General features: G+C 67.2%; 14 protein-coding genes. 9 read left to right on the top strand and 5 right to left on the bottom strand.

Annotated features, from left to right (window positions below; translation table 11 throughout):
* Positions 1–99: 99 nt before the first annotated feature.
* Positions 100–1,545, bottom strand: a complete 1,446-nt coding sequence (gene xylB, locus IY716_RS07550; protein WP_218220939.1) for a xylulokinase — start codon at positions 1,543–1,545, stop codon at positions 100–102.
* A 136-nt stretch (positions 1,546–1,681) separates the two neighbouring features.
* Positions 1,682–2,863: a xylose isomerase gene (gene xylA / locus IY716_RS07545; protein WP_218220938.1), complete on the bottom strand. Its 1,182-nt coding sequence runs from the start codon at positions 2,861–2,863 to the stop codon at positions 1,682–1,684.
* 109 nt (positions 2,864–2,972) lie between these two features.
* On the opposite strand from xylA, the gene IY716_RS07540 reads away from it, so the two are divergent.
* Positions 2,973–4,352 carry an ROK family transcriptional regulator gene (locus IY716_RS07540; protein WP_218220937.1) on the top strand — a complete coding sequence of 460 codons (1,380 nt, stop codon included), beginning with the start codon at positions 2,973–2,975 and terminating at the stop codon, positions 4,350–4,352.
* A gap of 86 nt (positions 4,353–4,438) precedes the next feature.
* Here the strand turns inward: IY716_RS07540 and IY716_RS07535 are convergent, their stop codons facing one another.
* Positions 4,439–5,620: a hypothetical protein gene (locus tag IY716_RS07535; RefSeq protein WP_218220936.1), complete on the bottom strand. Its 1,182-nt coding sequence runs from the start codon at positions 5,618–5,620 to the stop codon at positions 4,439–4,441.
* Between the two features lie 245 nt (positions 5,621–5,865).
* On the opposite strand from IY716_RS07535, the gene IY716_RS07530 reads away from it, so the two are divergent.
* Complete coding sequence (locus tag IY716_RS07530; RefSeq protein ID WP_255316465.1) at positions 5,866–6,726, top strand: HAD family hydrolase; 861 nt, start codon at positions 5,866–5,868, stop codon at positions 6,724–6,726.
* A 43-nt stretch (positions 6,727–6,769) separates the two neighbouring features.
* Here the strand turns inward: IY716_RS07530 and IY716_RS07525 are convergent, their stop codons facing one another.
* Complete coding sequence (locus IY716_RS07525; RefSeq protein ID WP_218220935.1) at positions 6,770–7,147, bottom strand: DUF427 domain-containing protein; 378 nt, start codon at positions 7,145–7,147, stop codon at positions 6,770–6,772.
* A gap of 113 nt (positions 7,148–7,260) precedes the next feature.
* Entirely contained in the window at positions 7,261–8,967 is a 1,707-nt protein-coding gene (locus IY716_RS07520) for a carbon starvation protein A (RefSeq protein ID WP_218221465.1), read from the bottom strand.
* A 198-nt stretch (positions 8,968–9,165) separates the two neighbouring features.
* On the opposite strand from IY716_RS07520, the gene IY716_RS07515 reads away from it, so the two are divergent.
* The 7 genes from IY716_RS07515 (at position 9,166) to folE (ending at position 16,487) form a co-directional block, all read left to right on the top strand.
* Positions 9,166–10,356, top strand: coding sequence for a DNA glycosylase AlkZ-like family protein (locus tag IY716_RS07515; RefSeq protein ID WP_218220934.1), 1,191 nt, complete (start codon positions 9,166–9,168; stop codon positions 10,354–10,356).
* A gap of 158 nt (positions 10,357–10,514) precedes the next feature.
* Positions 10,515–10,994: an inorganic diphosphatase gene (locus IY716_RS07510; RefSeq protein ID WP_218221464.1), complete on the top strand. Its 480-nt coding sequence runs from the start codon at positions 10,515–10,517 to the stop codon at positions 10,992–10,994.
* Between the two features lie 141 nt (positions 10,995–11,135).
* A complete protein-coding gene (locus IY716_RS07505) occupies positions 11,136–12,206 on the top strand; it encodes a zinc-dependent metalloprotease (RefSeq protein WP_218220933.1) in 1,071 nt (356 codons plus the stop codon).
* Complete coding sequence (tilS, locus tag IY716_RS07500) at positions 12,203–13,225, top strand: tRNA lysidine(34) synthetase TilS (protein ID WP_369699628.1); 1,023 nt, start codon at positions 12,203–12,205, stop codon at positions 13,223–13,225. Before IY716_RS07505 ends, tilS begins: the two co-directional genes overlap by 4 nt.
* A gap of 39 nt (positions 13,226–13,264) precedes the next feature.
* Entirely contained in the window at positions 13,265–13,816 is a 552-nt protein-coding gene (gene hpt, locus IY716_RS07495) for a hypoxanthine phosphoribosyltransferase (protein ID WP_192591529.1), read from the top strand.
* 111 nt (positions 13,817–13,927) lie between these two features.
* A complete protein-coding gene (ftsH, locus tag IY716_RS07490; protein WP_218220932.1) occupies positions 13,928–15,889 on the top strand; it encodes an ATP-dependent zinc metalloprotease FtsH in 1,962 nt (653 codons plus the stop codon).
* Positions 15,882–16,487 carry a GTP cyclohydrolase I FolE gene (gene folE, locus IY716_RS07485; RefSeq protein ID WP_218220931.1) on the top strand — a complete coding sequence of 202 codons (606 nt, stop codon included), beginning with the start codon at positions 15,882–15,884 and terminating at the stop codon, positions 16,485–16,487. Before ftsH ends, folE begins: the two co-directional genes overlap by 8 nt.
* The last annotated feature ends 2 nt before the right edge of the window (positions 16,488–16,489 follow it).

Genomic DNA, 16,489 nt, shown 5'->3' with positions numbered 1-16,489 from the left:
CGGACTGAAGCCCGGCCCACACCCCACCACGAGGTGTGAAGAAGCCCCCGACGCAGCAGCGTCGGGGGCTTCTTCAATCCTGCTCAGTTGTGGTCAGGATCAGTGTTTCTCGGCGATCAGCGCCCGTCGGGCGGCGTAGGCCTCGCGCACCTGGGGAGTGGGGGTGCCGCTGATGGTCTCGGACTCCACGGTGTTCCAGGAGGGCGCTTCTGCGTCCCCGGAGAGCACCCACGCGGCCTGGCGGGCGGCCCCATCGGCCACATACTCGCCGGGAGCGGGCACCTGCACCTCGCGGCCGAAGATCGCGGGTGCGATCTGCTGAACCGCTGCGGAGCGGGCAGCCCCACCGATGAGCTTGATGGACTGGACCGGGACGCCCAGCGAGGTCATCGCCTCCAGCCCGTCGGCGAGTCCGCAGAGCAGACCCTCCACGGCGGCGCGTGCCACATCCTGCGGGTTCATCGAGGCCAGGGTGAGCCCGATGAAGGAACCGGTGGCGTAGGGCAGATTCGGCGTACGCTCTCCCTCGAGGTAGGGCACCAGGGTCAGCCCATTGGCGCCGGGCTCGGCCGCCAGGGCAAGTTCGGCGAGTCCGGCGTGATCCACGCCGAGCATCCGGGCGGCGCCGTCCATGACGCGGGAGCCGTTGAGCGTGACCGCCAGCGGCAGGAACTGACCGGTGGCATCGGCGAAGCCGGTGACCATTCCGGAGGGGTCCTGGATCGGCTCGGGCGAGACGGCGGAGACCACGCCCGAGGTGCCGATGGAGATCGCGACGTCGCCGGTGCTCATGCCCAGGCCCAGGGCCGCAGCGGCGTTGTCGCCAGCCCCCGGTCCGAGGACCAGATGGCCCCAGCCTCGCGAGTCGTCCCCGGTGCCGACCTGATCACGCGGGCCGCAGACCCGGGGGAGGATGATCGCCTTCGCGTCCTCTTCGCTGATCCGCAGGGCGCGGGACAACAGGTCGTAGCGATAGGTGCCGGCCGCGGTGTCGAAGTATCCGGTGCCGGAGGCATCCGAGCGGTCCGTGGCAAGCTCGTTGAGATCGGTGGAGCCCGAGAGCTTCCAGGTCAGCCAGTCATGGGGGAGCGCGACGGCGGCCACGCGGCCTGCGTTCTCCGGCTCGGCGTCGGCCAGCCAGCGCAGCTTCGTCACGGTCAGTGAGGCCACCGGCACCGAGCCGGTCATGGAGGTCCACGCGGCCGCGCCCTCGGAACCTCCGCCGAATTCGTTGATCAGCTCTGCAGCCGCATCGGCGGAGCGGGTGTCGTTCCACAGCAGCGCATCACGGATGACCTCACCGTGGGCGTCCAAGGCGACCATCCCGTGCTGCTGGCCGCCGACGGACGCGGCGGAGACATCTGCCAGCCCGCCAGCGGACTCGATGGCGCTGAGCAGGGCGTCCCACCAGGCGGCGGGGGCGACCTCGGTGCCCTCCGGATGCTTCGCGGAGCCGGTGCGCACCAGGGCTCCGGTCTCGGCGTCGCGGATGACGACCTTGCAGGACTGGGTGGAGGAATCTATTCCTGCGACGAGTGTGGGCACCGCAGTCTCCTTTCTTGAAGCCGCCCGGCAGGGCCGCCTCGGGGTGGGTCGGGGATGCTCAAGAGGATCTCACGGCCGTGGCCGGCCGCCCCAGAACACTGGTGCGACCGGCCACGACACGAGGCTCAGCTGATGATCAGCCGATCAGGTGCTTCATTGCCAGCTGGTTCAGGTTCACGAAGCCGTATTCGCGCTCGGCGGCCTTGTCCACGTCGAACTTCTCGTAGGTGGAGGTGTCGGCGAGGAAGTCGGTGAGCGACTCTCCGGCGGCGAGGGTGGTCTCACCCAGCTCGTAGACGCCGGAAGCCTTCAGCGCAGCCTGCACCTCTGGGTCCGCGCGGAATGCCTTGGACTTGTCGGCCAGCATGGTGACCATCTCGACGTTGGCCTTCGCGGAATCCCAGATGCCCTGGACGTAGTCCGTGCGGGAGGGCTTGTAGTCGAAGTGCAGCCAGCCGTCGTACTTCGCTCCGCCGCCGGGGAAGCCGTTGACCAGCAGGTCGATGGTGAAGAACGCGGAGGCCAGCTCTCCGTGACCGAAGACCAGGTCCTGGTCGTACTTGATCGAGCGCTGACCGTTGAGGTCGATGTGGAAGAGCTTGCCTGCCCACAGTGCCTGGGCGATCCCGTGGGTGAAGTTCAGGCCTGCCATCTGCTCGTGGCCGGTCTCCGGGTTCAGTCCGACGATGTCGCCGTGCTCGAGCTTCGCGATGAAGCCCAGGGCGTGACCGATGGTCGGCAGGAAGATGTCGCCGCGGGGCTCGTTGGGCTTGGGCTCCAGCGCGATGCGCAGGTCATAGCCCTTGTCCTTGATGTAGCTGGCGATGGTGTCCACGCCTTCGGCGTAGCGCTCGTGGGCTGCGAAGAGGTCCTTGGAGCCGTCGTACTCGGCGCCTTCACGGCCGCCCCACATCACGAAGGTCTCGGCGCCGAACTCGGCGGCGCGGTCGACGTTGCGCAGCAGCTTCCGCAGGCCGAAGCGGCGCACGGAGCGATCGTTGGAGGTGAGGCCACCGTCCTTGAAGACCGGGTGGGAGAAGGTGTTGGTGGTGACCATCTCGACCTTCAGGCCGACCTCGTCAGCGACCTCCTTGAAGCGGGTGAAGTACTTCTCGCGCTCGGAGTCGTCGGTGCCGAAGGGGGCGACGTCGTCGTCGTGGAAGGTGACTCCCGATGCGCCGGCTTCCTTGATCTTGGGCAGGTACTCCCAGGGCTCGAACTCGGGGCGCGAGGCCGAACCGAACTGGTCCTGGGCGGTCCAACCGACGGTCCAGAGACCGAAGGAGAGCTTGTAGTCAGATGCTGGCGTCGATGCCATGGGGGGCCTCCTGCAAGGGATAGTTCCGGGGTGCACCGGGAAGCTGTGACCCGGCACTCATTTTGTTTCTAGATGAAACCTAAATCGAATTGGGGCTAAGATCAAGTCCGTGACCCAAGACACTTCCAGCAAGACGGCCGGACCGAGACCCAGCACCGGCTTCGGTGTGACCTCTCGCGGCTCTTTGGCACGCCTCGGCCGCAGCTCCGGAGCCGACCATGCGGACTACGCCCGATCCCCGCGCAGCGAGGGATCAGCCTCCGCACACAGCCCGCGTCCCGGTGCCCGCCAAGAGACGCTGCGCGAGACGAACCTGGTGCTGCTGACCGAAGAGATCTTCTCCGCAGGGGTAGCCCTCTCCCGGGCAGACCTCGCGCTGCGCACCGGCATGACGCGCTCCACCGTCTCCCGTCTGGTCGATGACCTGCTCGCCGCGCGCATCATCCGCGAGGGATCACCCTCGGTCGGCGGTGGCGCCCGCGGCCGTCCCGCGGTGCCGCTGCACCCTGCGCGCGCGACCCTGGCGGGTCTGGGAGTGGAGATCAGCGTGGACTTCATGGCGGCTCGAGCACTGGACCTGACCGGGGAGGTCCTGGCCGAGGAGACCCTGGACGGAGACTTCCGCGGATCCGATCCGGAGGCGGTGCTCCCGCAGGCCGGAGCGATGGCCATCCGAGTGGCACGCGCGGCAGCTGAGCGCGGCGCCACGATCGTCGGCACCGTGCTCGCACTTCCCGGTCTGGTCGGCGCGGACGAACACTCGCTGGTGCTCGCGCCGAACCTGGGCTGGCGCGGAGTGGACGCGGTCTCCCTGCTGGTCGGGGAGGAGCGAGAGGTCTTCGGCGGCTTCATTCACGCCGCCAATGAGGCCAAGCTCGCCGCGCTCGCCGTGGCCCAGGAACTGGCCGCCGCAGACCAGCAGGAACAGACCTTCCTCTACGTCTCCGCCCAGATGGGCATCGGCGCCGCAGTGGTGATCGAATCCGTGGTCGATGTCGGACAGCACGGCTGGGCCGGAGAGATCGGACACATCTCAGTGGAGCCCAACGGGCCGCAGTGCGGCTGTGGCGCCCTGGGATGCCTGGAGACCTACGCAGGCAAGCGTTCGCTGCTTGCGGCCGCCGGAATGGCCCGCACCGCCAGTGCGCAGGAGCTGGTGGAGCTGAGTCGGCGCGACGACGACGACGGCCGGAAGGCCTGCGCGGCGATCGACCGGGCCGGGTGGGCGCTCGGCGTGGCCCTGGCCGGGGCGATGAACCTCCTGGACATCCACGACATCGTGCTCGGAGGGGTCTACGGGCCGCTGGCGGAGATGCTGAGTCCCAGGATCGAGGAGGAGCTCAACTCCCGGGTGCTCTCTGCGCAATGGAGCACCTTCCGAGTGCGCACCGCCTCCGGGCAGCCCGCACCGGCAGCCACCGGCGGAGCGCTGCGCGCCATGCGCTGCGTGGTGGACGCCCCGCTGCAGTGGGTGCCGCTGCCGCTCTGAGCCCCGGACATCCCATCCCGCCTGTGGCCGTGCTGGGAGAGTGACCGTACTGGGAGAGCCCAGATCGCTCGACCCCGGGGGGGGGGTCAGTCGACGCGGATGGCTTCGATGCTGTAACCCATGCGGAACCATTCACCGGGGGCGAGGTGGACGAGGTCCTCTCCGGAGTTCAGCGCATTGGGCGGGCAGCTCATCGGCTCGATGGCGACTCCCGCGCGATCAATGCGCTCGCCGGTGTAGACCTGCACCCAGGGAGAGTCGGCGATCATGCGCACCACGAATCCCGACGGGCCGTGGACGAGCTCTGCCGTCCACCCTTCCGGGGGAAGGTCGGTGAAGGCATGATCGATGCGCCGTCCGGCAAGCAGCGGTCCGTTGGTCAGGTCGAAGTCCCCGGAGACGGTCTCGCGCCCGGTGACAGCGCCATCAGGCGAGGTCCTGAGCATCGTGCGAGCCGGCAGGCGAAGGCGGCATTCCTTCAGCGAGGCGCCGCCCGCGGTCAGGTAGGGGTGGAAGCCAGCGCCGAAGGGCGCGGTCTGCCGGGCAGGAGTTGCGACGTCGTCGTCGGCCTGTGCCTGATCCTGCTGCGTCGTGTCGGTCTGCGGGGCATCTTTCTGCACGAGATCTTCCTGCACCAGATCCTCCTGTGCAGGGTCAGCTGCCACATCCGTCTCCGTGACATCATCCCCACCGGCGGGTTCGCCGTCGATCTCCACGGAATCCCCATCAGCGTCGGGGGACGCCTCGGGTTCCAGCGGCTCGGACAGCGGGAGGTCCTCCGCTGAAGGGGCGTCAGTGGCGTCGGCCAGCTCGTCGGCGGTCAGCTCAGGCTCCACCTGCGGGTGGTAACGGGCCATCAGTGTGGCGGAGAGTCCGATGTCGGCGGAGACGCGGTAGATCAGCACGATGTCGAGTCCGAAGGGATAGCCCTCGGTAGGCTCCAGAAACCCCTGCAGCTGAACCTCGCTGTCTTTGCGCGCTTGCACGCGCAGCGGGAGGTCCACCATCAGACCATGCAGCGCGGCGCCGGTGGTCTCTTCGTTGACCGGGAGCGCGTAGTCCTGACCGTCGTAGGAGTACATGCCGCCCTGCGTGCGATTGGGCCAGGGGGCAAGGACGGCCCCCGCGAAGGCTCCTTCAGTGGCGTCGCCTGCGGGAACGACGAGCTCGTCCTCGTGATGCTTGAGGCGCAGCAGCTGACCGCCGAGGAGGCTGATCTGCGCTGAGTATCCGCCGCCGTCGATGGATACCGAGTTCGTCGTGTCCATATGTGGTGCCTCCTACGAAGCGTCGCAATACCGTGCGTCTCCGTGCTCCTGCTCCGGCCAAGCTGAGGACCAGGCGGACGGTAGCAATGAAACGCAAAGTGACATGTAGGTCAACAGTACCCAAAAGGCTATAGTCCGGCCTATTCCTGGGCATGTGCGGCGCGGTGACGGTGTGAGACTGACCGATAAGGCATAATGGTTCGTTACCCTTTCGAGCGAGTGTGAAGACAATGAATACATCTGCAATGACAGCCTCTGAAGAATTCTCCATCCCGGCGGCCGGTTCCGGCGGCAGCTTCGCCCATGCCCAGGGAAAGAAGATGGTCTGCCTCGACGTGGACGGCACGATCGTCCACCACGACGGCCGGATGTCCGATGCCGTGAAGGAGATCGGACGTTCCCTCGTGGCCGAGGGGCACACTGTGGTGGTCTCCACGGGTCGCTCGCTGCCCGCCACTCTGCCGGTGGTCGAGACCTTCGGGATCGAGCACGGCTACGCTGTCTGCAGCAACGGCGGTGTGACGGTGCGCATCGACGCCTCGCTGGAAGACGGCTATGAGGTGCTGGACCGGCGGATCTTCGATCCCGCCCCGGCGCTGGACGCGCTGATGGAGCGTCTGCCGAGCGCGCGCTACGCCATCGAGACCTCAGTGGGGGATTTCCTCTCCACTGAGCGCTTCGAGGACATGTCCTTCGGCCTGGATGCACGCGGGGTCAGCTTTCAGGAGATGAAGGACGCCGAGGCCGTGCGCCTGGTCGTGAACTCCACCGACTCCACGGCCGAGGACTTCACCGCGGCTGTGGAGGGAATCGGCCTCCACGGCGTCACCTACTCCGTGGGCTGGTCGGCCTGGCTGGACATCGCGGCCGCAGGGGTCACCAAGGGCTCGTCGCTGGAGACGCTGCGCGAACGCCTCCAGGTGCCGGTTCAGGACACGGTCGCCGTGGGCGACGGCCGCAACGACATCGAGATGCTGCGCTGGGCCGCCCTCGGTGTCGCCATGGGGCAGGCCCCTCAAGAGGTCATCGACTCCGCCGACGAGGTTACCGCCGCTGTGGAGCAGGACGGACTGGTCAGCGTGCTGCAGCGGGTGCTCAAGGGCTGAGGCCCGCCTTCGGACGACGACGGCGACAGCGGGCGGACACGCGTCAGCCTGGTGTCACCTCGACGTCGACCCGGTCGGGGTAGAACGCCAGGTGGTCCTTGATCTCGGCCACCGCAGCGTGGGGGTGCTCGTAGCTCCAGACAGCATCGCCGAGCTCCGTGTCTCCGGCAAGAACGGTGAAGTAGCTCGCCTCGCCCTTATAGGGGCAGTAGGTCTCATGCTCGGTGCGCCGAAGCGCCGCCATCTGCACATCGGCCCGCGGGAGGTAGTAGGCGGGCGGATATCCGTGCTCACGCAGCACCAGCGCGGCGTGAGTGTCCGCCAGGGTGACGCCCGCGGCCGTGACGCGCACATGCTCGGCACTCGCGGTGACGCGGATGGGGTGATTCGGGCCAGGCTGAAGAACCGTCTTCTCAGTCATGGGATGGACAACCATTCCACTGATCGCCCCATTCCGTCCTGGTGGCTTGGACCAGCGATGGAGGGGGCGACGGCGCGCCGTCGCTCCCTCCATTCAGCGTCACTTGGCTGGATCTAGCGCAGCGGCAGCTTCTCGTCCTCGGTCAGCGCCACGTCGTCCTCCTGCTCCTTCTCTCCGGTCCAGGCCCGCTTCATGGACATGATGCACTCGGCCAGCACCCAGACGGCGGCGAAGATGATGACCACGTTCAGCGTGAACAGCAGCCACTGTCCCTCGTTGAAGAAGCTGAACACCTGCACCACGGCGGCGTAGGAGCTCATCACGAGCACGAAGGCCATCGGGATCAGCACCGGCAGGAACGGGCGGTTCTTCTTCATCAGCATCACCACGATGATGCCCAGGGTCAGAGCCGCCAACAGCTGGTTGGTGGTGCCGAAGAGCGGCCAGATCAGCATGCCGCCTGAACCGTCGGCGCCCTGCGAGAAGGTGAGACCGCCACCGATCACGATCACGATGATGGTCGCCGCGATCACCCCGATCCGCACCTTCGCGAGCTCACCGATCTCCTGGACCACGAAGCGCATCAGTCGCACGCCGGTGTCCATGGTGGTGGCCGCGAAGAGCACGGCCATGGTGGCCAGGATGGTGGCCGAGAGGTCCTCGGGGATGCCCAGACCGGCATTGACGATCGTCCCGCCGCCGGCCACGAAGTTCCCGACCGGATTGTCGTTGAAGGAGGCGTAGACCTCTTCCCACTGAGTCAGCGACTGGAAGCCGGCGGTGGTGGCGATGATCGCGCCCAGCGCGAGCAGACCCTCACCCACCGCACCGAAGTAGCCGACGAATCGGGCATCGGACTCGCGGTCCAGCTGCTTCGAGGTCGTGCCGCTGGCGACCGTGCCGTGGAAGCCTGAGATCGCGCCGCAGGCGATGGTCACGAACAGCAGCGGCACCATCGACGGTGTTCCCTCGGGAAGGTTCGTGTTGATGGCCGGGGCCACGATCGTCGGCGTCGCGATCAGGGTGGCGCCGTAGAGGATGCCCAGGCCGATGAACAGCTGCACTCCGTTGATGTAGTCGCGCGGCTGCAGCAGCACCCACACCGGAAGCAGTGAGGCGATGCCGGCGTAGAGGAACAGCACGATGATCCAGACCCCGTTGGGGGCCAGTCCGAAGGTGCTCTCCGGCAGCTCGATGGGATAGGAGTTGCCCACCACGATCAGCGCATAGAGCGCGACGACGCCGACGATCGTCACCGCCAACAGGTTCATCCGGAACCGGTAGATGGCCTGGCCGACCAGCAGCGCCACGATCAGCGCGCCCCAGGTGGGGATGACCGAGCCCGGCTGTGAGACCAGCAGGTTTGAGATCACCACGGCGAAGGCGGCCACGACCATGAGCAGCAGCAGGAAGACCACGACCAGGAACAGGTTGCGACCGCGTGCGCTGATATAGCGCCCGGAGAGTGTGCCGATGGACTGTCCACGGTTGCGCTGGGAGGCCCAGAGCGCGCCGAGGTCATGCATGCCCGCGATGAACACGGTGCCGAAGGTGACCCAGAGGAACGCCGGGAGCCAGCCCCAGATGACCGCGACGGCGGGGCCCACGATGGGGGCGGCTCCTGCCACCGAGGTGAAGTGGTGGCCCCAGAGCACGTAACGATTGGTGGGAACGAAGTCCACGCCGTCGTTGAACTGGTGGGAGGGGGTCTTGAACTCGGCGTTGAGCTTATAGACCTTCCGTGCCAGGAAGCGTGAATATAGGAAATAGCCGGTGAGCATCATCGCCACACCGATGATCGCGATGATCAGGGAATTGATCCCGTCCATGTTCTCCTCCTCATTGAGGTGCACCTGCCCGAGGGTGGGCGCGCATTGGGCGCAGTGATGTGATGCCCACCATGGTACGCAGTGTGAGGTGCTCCTCACACAGTCGACATGCGAGTCCTGGTGTCTGGCTGCGTCCTCGGCGCCGGGCCTGGATCCTAGGCCCGCCGCGACCGCCGATAGGATCGCGGGATGGCCGAACTCAGTGCAATCCCCGTGACCCTGGAGTGGGTGCGCGCCGCGGTCCTCCACGCCCAGCGGATTCCGGACCCTCGCGGCCCCAGCTCCTACGCCACGGCGGCCGAGGTGCTCCGCGGGATCGGGCTCATCCAGCTGGATCCGCTCACCCGGGTCTCCACGGCGCAGCGGCTCACCTCGCTGACCAGGCTTCCACGAAGCGCCCGGGCCGAGGACGTCGATTCCTCGCTCTGGCCAGCCGGGGCGCCGCTGCATGAGCCCCCGGTCTCCTTCGAGGCCTTCACCAAGGTCGCCTGTGTGTTCCCGCTGGAAGACTGGCCGCTGCTGCAGCTGCGCCGCGAGCGGGTGCGTGAGACCTACGGGCGCCAGATCGACCACCGCATGCGTGAACGGATCCTCGAGGTCGTCGCGCAGCGGCCGCAGGGCGCGCAGATCGGCGCCATCGAATCGACACTGGGGGAATCTCGGACCACCGGGTGGAACTGGTCCGAGATCAAGAAAACCGCTGAGCTCATGGTGCGCACCGGAGACCTGGTGATCACGGCACGAAACGGCATCATCCGCCTCTTCGACCTGCCGGAGCGGGCGCTGCCGACTCCGGTCCGGGAAGCCTCGCATCTGCCCCCGGAGCAGCTGCGCGCCGGGCTCGCCCGCCGGGCGGCGGGCACGCTGGCGGTGATGACAGTCGGGGACTTCGCCCACCATTACCACCTCTCGGCCGCGGACGCCGGTCGGGGCATCGAGCTCGCGGGGCTGCTGCCGCTGCAGGTCGCCGGATGGAAGGACACCGCATATTGCCTTCCGGAGCTGCTCGACGCCATGCCGGTGGACGAGCCCACAGAGCCCGGCTCCGGCCCGGCATCCGCAGCCCGGCTCATCGGCCCCTTCGACCCCCTGCTGCGCGATCGCGGCCGTGCACGGCGGATCTTCGGCTTTGACTACACCTTCGAGGCCTACGTCCCCCGGGACAAGCGGCTCTACGGGCATTACGTCATGGCGGTGCTCTCCGGCACGGAGATGCTCGGCCGAGTCGATCTTCAACGGGTGTCGGGGGTGCTGCAGGTGAACCGCATCTTCAGCGAATCCGGCCATAGCCAACGATCGGTGGCCGCTCGCGCACGAGCCGGAGCCAAGACGCTCGCCGCCCAGCTCGGGGTGCAGCTCTCGGGCGACGCCGCACGGTGAACCAGCACATGGCAGGCGCGGCGGACACCGAGCCTGCCGGGGGTCGGAATGTGTACGCTTGGCCCAGAGAAGGACGCGTTCGAGCGTGACCTCTGAGGTCAGCCCGACGCGAGACCCAGCACAGCCATTGACGCACAATCAGAGGAGAACCCATGGCCCTGACTCACGATGTCACCGTCGAAATCCCCGAAGGCTCCCGCGTGAAGTACGAGATCGACCACGAGACCCATCGTCTCCGCCTCGATCGCGTGCTGTTCACCCCCATGCAGTACCCGACGCACTATGGCTACTTCGACGAGACCCTCGGTGAAGACGGTGACCCGCTCGATGCCATGGTCTGGATCCCCGGTGTGGATCTGGTGCCCGGCGTCGTCGTCGAGTCACGGCCTGTCGGCGTGCTGAACATGACCGATGACGGTGGAGGCGATGCCAAGCTGCTGTGTGTCCCCAAGGACAAGCGTTTCGATCACATCCAGGAGCTCGAGGACGTCGACGAGTGGACCCGCAAGGAGATCGAGCACTTCTTCACCCGATATAAGGACCTCGAGCCCGGCAAGTGGGTCAAGATCGAGGGCTGGGCGTCCCGCGCGGAGGCTGAGGCCGAGCTGACCCGCTCCATCGAGCGCTTCAAGGGCTGATCCAGCCCCACCGAACCTCTGCACGGCCGACTGGTGGGCGGTAATCGGGAATTTCTGCGCGTTCTGCGCCGGAATCCTCCCGAATATCGCCCACCAGATGCATTCGCGCCAGCACCGAGGTTGTTGTGATGTGATGGGGCGATGAACAGCATCTCCGAGGCCCACGCCGGCGACCTGATGATCAATTGGGAGATCGCCAGCACGACGGCGGCCAAGCTGGCCCCCGCCGGCCCCCGGTTCACCCCCGCACAGGTCACCGAAGAGGTCGACGCCCTTCGCCGTGCCGCCGCGCAGGCAGTGGGTCACGTCCATCGGATCACCGGTCTGGATGCCGCCGAGAATCTCGGCACCGACCCGGCCGAGACCCTGGTCGTGGATCGCGCCACCTGGTCCAAGGCGAATGTGCAGAGCTTCCGCGAGCTGCTGGCGCCTGCGCTGAGAGTCGTCCTGGAGCAGAAGCCCGAGCTCGGCAAGGAGGGCTCCAACGCCCAGGTCTTCGGATCCTCCTTCGCCGGAGCAGAGCTCGGCGCCATGCTCTCCTTCCTCTCGGCCAATGTGCTGGGCCAGTTCGATCCCTTCGGACAGAACCGGCTGATCCTGGTCGCGCCGAACATCGTGGAGATCAGCACCGAGCTCAATGTAGTGAGGGAAGACTTCCGACTCTGGGTCTGCCTGCATGAGCAGACCCACCGGGTGCAGTTCGCCGCCGCGCCCTGGCTGGCCGACCATCTCCGGTCCAAGATCACCGAGCTGAGCTCCTCCACCATGGGGATGGCCACAGGTTTCGGTGAGCGTCTCGGCGAGATCATCTCCGAGGTGCGCAAGGGTCGCGGACTCATCGAAGTCATCCAGTCCCCTGCAGACCGCGAGACCATGTCGCATCTGACAGCCGTGATGAGCCTGCTGGAAGGCCATGCCAACGTGATCATGGACTCGGTGGACTCCTCGATCGTGCCCAGCGTGAAGACCATCCGCCGACGCTTCGAGGCGCGCGGCAAGACCCGCACCCCGCTGGAGAAGTTCATCCGCAGGCTGCTGCAGCTCGATCTCAAAGCCGCGCAGTACCGCGACGGCCAGAAGTTCGTCGGGCACATCGTCGAGGCCGTGGGCATGGACTCCTTCAACACCATCTGGGAGTCTCCGGAGCATCTGCCCACCGAGCACGAGCTGCACCATCCGCAGGAGTGGATCGAGCGCATGGGGCTGGTGTGAGCCCGCGCTTCCCAGATTCACTCAATCGCGCCCGCCGTGCTGTCGAGGCGGTGCTCGATCCTGCGGGGCTGACCCTGGTGGCCTGTTCTGGGGGCGCCGACTCGCTGGCGCTCGCGGTGGCCGCCGCCTTCCACCACCAGCGCACCTCGGGGCCGCTGGCGCAGGCGCGGGTGGGCGCCGTCGTCGTGGACCACCAGCTGCACCCGGACAGTGAAGCCGTCACCACGACGGCGCTGCGCCAGCTGGAGGCTCTGGGCCTCGAGCCGCTGATCTCGCTGCCCGCATCCGTGGACCCCAGCTCCGGCACCGGGCCCGAGGCCGCCGCACGCACGGCCCGATACCGCGCCTTCGAGCAGGCGCTCACCCAGACCGGTGCCAGCCGGATGCTGCTCGCCCACACGCAGGACGATCAGGCAGAACAGGTGCTGCTGGGCCTGGCCCGCGGCTCCGGCACCCGCACCCTGGCAGGGATCCCGGCCGAACGGGGTCCTTTCCGTCGTCCCCTGCTCGGGCTCAGCCGCGCCGAGACCGAGGAGATCTGCGCCCACGCCGGCCTGACCCCGTGGCAGGACCCGGCCAACGCGGATCCGCGGTACCTGCGCTCCCGGGTGCGTACCCGAATCCTTCCCTTTCTGCAGGCCGAACTCAGCGGCTCGATCCGCGAGTCGCTGGCGCGCACCGCGCAGATCGCCGCCGAGGACGCCGCCTATCTGGAGCAGGAGGCCAAACAGGTCTTCGCCGCCCTGCTCGAGGACCCAGGCGCCGAGGGGCAGCTGCGCATGGACCTCGCCGCGCTGCACCGCGCGCCGCCGGCCATCCGCCGCCGGGTGATCGCGCTCGCCGTCGTCGCCGCGGGAGGGTCTGCACCGTCTTTCGAACGCCTCCGCGCGGTCGAGAACCTGCTGGTCACGGAGGGCTCCGCAGGGCCCGTGGAGCTCGAGGGACACCTGAGCGCGCACCGTGGCACACGCGAAAGCCCGGACTATGGGAAACTTGTCCTCGTTCCACGCCTGAACTGAGGAACGCGAGACTTATCTACGAGGAGCTGGACACCGCCCATGGACGCTCAGGATGTCAGTGCAGATCTCACCGAGGTGCTCTACACCAAGGACGAGATCGACGCGAAGATCAAGGAACTGGCCGCGCAGATTGATCGCGACTACGCAGACAAGGACGTGCTGCTGGTCGGCGTGCTCAAGGGCGCGGTGATGGTGATGGCCGATCTCGCCCGCGCGATGAAGTCACACGTGACCATGGACTGGATGGCGGTCTCCTCCTACGGCTCGGGCACCAAATCGTCCGGCGTGGTGCGCATCCTCAAGGACCTGGACGCGGATCTGATGAACCGACATGTGCTCATCGTCGAAGACATCATCGACTCCGGGCTGACCCTGTCCTGGCTCAAGACGAACCTGGAGTCTCGCGGACCCGCCTCCCTGGAGATCTGCACCCTGCTGCGCAAGCCGGAAGCGGTCAAGGTCGAGATCGACGTGAAATACGTCGGCATGGACATCCCGAACAAGTTCGTGGTCGGCTACGGCCTGGATTTCGCCGAGAAGTACCGCAACCTCGACTGCGTCGGGATCCTGGCTCCGCACGTCTACCAGTGAGCTGGCGGCGAACGTCGCCGGACCGGTTACCCGCGTGCCGCCCGGCCCGAGTACCTTTAGAGGCCCTAGCACCCTAGACAGGCTAAGCACATCTGCGTCTGACGGAGCTGCATGAACTTCAAGAAGATCTTCACCGGACCGCTGTTCTGGATTCTCCTGGCAGTGGTGCTGCTGCTGCTCGTCGTGCCCATGATGTTCTCCTCCTCGGCCAACGGCCAGCGCGTGGACACGAATGTCGGCCTGGAGCTGCTCGCTGACGGCGAGGTCGAAGAGGCCCAGGTCGAGGACGGGGACCAACGGGTCACGTTGAACCTGAGCTCGCCCTATGAGCAGGACGGCGAAGAGGTCGGCGACGTCGTCCACTTCTTCTACTCCACCGCCCGCGCCGAGAATGTGGTCAACGCGATCTCCGACGCCGACCTCGATGGATACACCGATGAGCCGGAGCAGTCGAACTGGCTGCTGTCCATGCTCGGCTTCATGATCCCCTTCCTGATCATCGCCCTGCTGTTCATCTGGCTGATCGGGAGGATGTCCGGCGGCAACTCCCGCGTCATGCAGTTCGGCAAGTCCAAGGCCAAGATGTTCGACAAGGACATGCCCCAGGTCAACTTCGGCGATGTCGCAGGCGCCGAGGAAGCCGTCGAAGAGCTCCACGAGATCAAGGAGTTCCTCTCCGAGCCCGAGAAGTTCCAGCGCCTCGGCGCCAAGATCCCCAAGGGCGTGCTGCTCTACGGGCCTCCCGGCACCGGCAAGACCCTGCTGGCGAAGGCCGTGGCGGGCGAGGCCGGCGGCGCCTTCTACTCCATCTCCGGCTCGGACTTCGTGGAGATGTTCGTCGGCGTGGGCGCCTCCCGCGTCCGTGACCTGTTCAAACAGGCCAAGGAGAACGCTCCGGCCATCATCTTCGTCGATGAGATCGACGCCGTGGGCCGCCAGCGGGGCGCCGGCGTGGGCGGAGGCAACGACGAGCGCGAACAGACCCTGAACCAGCTGCTGGTGGAGATGGATGGCTTCGACGCCAACACCAACATCATCGTCATCGCCGCCACCAACCGTCCCGACGTCCTGGACCCGGCGCTGCTGCGTCCCGGGCGCTTCGACCGCCAGATCCCCGTCGAGGCCCCCGACTTCGCCGGGCGCCGCGCGATCCTCGAAGTCCACGCCAAGGGCAAACCGATGGTCGATGACGTGGACCTCAGAGCCGTGGCCCGCAAGACGCCGGGCTACACGGGCGCCGACCTCGCCAACGTCCTCAACGAGGCCGCCCTGCTCACCGCCCGGTCCAACGCCGACCTGATCGACGACCGCGCGATCGACGAGGCCATCGACCGGGTCATGGCCGGACCGCAGAAGCGCACCCGCCTGATGAAGGATCACGAACGTCGAGTCACCGCCTATCACGAGGGCGGGCACGCTCTTGTGGCGGCCGCGCTGAACTACTCAGCGCCCGTCACCAAGATCACGATCCTCCCGCGCGGACGCGCCCTGGGCTACACCATGGTGGTGCCCGAGGAGGACAAGTACTCCACCACCCGCAACGAGCTGCTCGACACGATCGCCTACGCCATGGGCGGCCGGGTGGCCGAGGAGATCGTCTTCCAGGACCCCTCCACGGGCGCGGCGAATGACATCGAGAAGGCCACCGATACGGCGCGCAAGATGGTCACTGAGTACGGCATGAGCGCGAAGATCGGCTCCGTGAAGCTCGGCACCGGGGACACCAGCCCGTTCCTGGGACGCGAGATGTCCAACGGCAAGGAGTACTCCGAGGAGCTTGCCGCCGTGATCGACACGGAGGTCCGCGCCATCATCGACGAGGCGCACGACGAGGCGTACCACGCGCTGCATGAGAACCGGCATGTCCTGGACCGTCTGGCCGAGGAGCTGCTGCGCGTGGAGACGCTCAACGCCCACGAGGTCGCGGCCATCTTCACCGATGTGGTCAAGCGTCCGGTGCGTCAGGTCTGGGAGTCCTCTCCCGGGCGTCCGGTCACGATCACCTCCGAGGTGGTGCCCGAAGGCGAGCGGGACCCCGAGTATCAGTTCGACGGTGAGCGCAGCGATGGCTGATCGGCCCGCCGCGGACCTGACGGAGCCGGTCGACCTGCCCCGCATCGAGGCAGCAGTGCGCGAGATCCTCCTCGCCGTGGGTGAGGATCCGGAGCGCGACGGCCTCAAGGGCACCCCGTCCCGCGTGGCGCGGGCCTATGAGGAGGCCTTCCAGGGCCTCCGTGAGGATCCCGCCGAGCTGATGTCGACCACCTTCGACATCGGCCACGAGGAGCTCGTGCTGGTCCGCGACGTGCCGTTCTACTCCATGTGCGAGCACCACCTGGTGCCGTTCTTCGGCCACGCGCACATCGGCTACATCCCCTCCCCGGAGGGCAGGGTCACAGGCCTGAGCAAGCTCGCCCGGCTGGTGGACATCTTCGCCAAGCGTCCCCAGGTCCAGGAGCAGCTCACCACGCAGGTGGTCGATGCCCTGGTGGAGCACCTGGCCCCGGGCGGGGCCATCGTCGTCGTCGAGGCGGAGCACCTGTGCATGTCGATGCGCGGGGTCTCCAAGCCCGGTGCGCGGACCATCACCTCGGCAGTGCGCGGTCAGCTGCGTGACGCAGCCACCCGCTCCGAGGCGATGAGTCTGATGCTCCACGGCCGCCCCAGCTGATC

Origin of the sequence: Nesterenkonia sp. Act20 (assembly GCF_019173455.1) — a bacterium.
Classification (GTDB): domain Bacteria; phylum Actinomycetota; class Actinomycetes; order Actinomycetales; family Micrococcaceae; genus Nesterenkonia.
The sequence above is the reverse complement of the archived record's forward strand: the minus strand, read 5'-3'. Positions and strand labels throughout refer to the sequence as shown.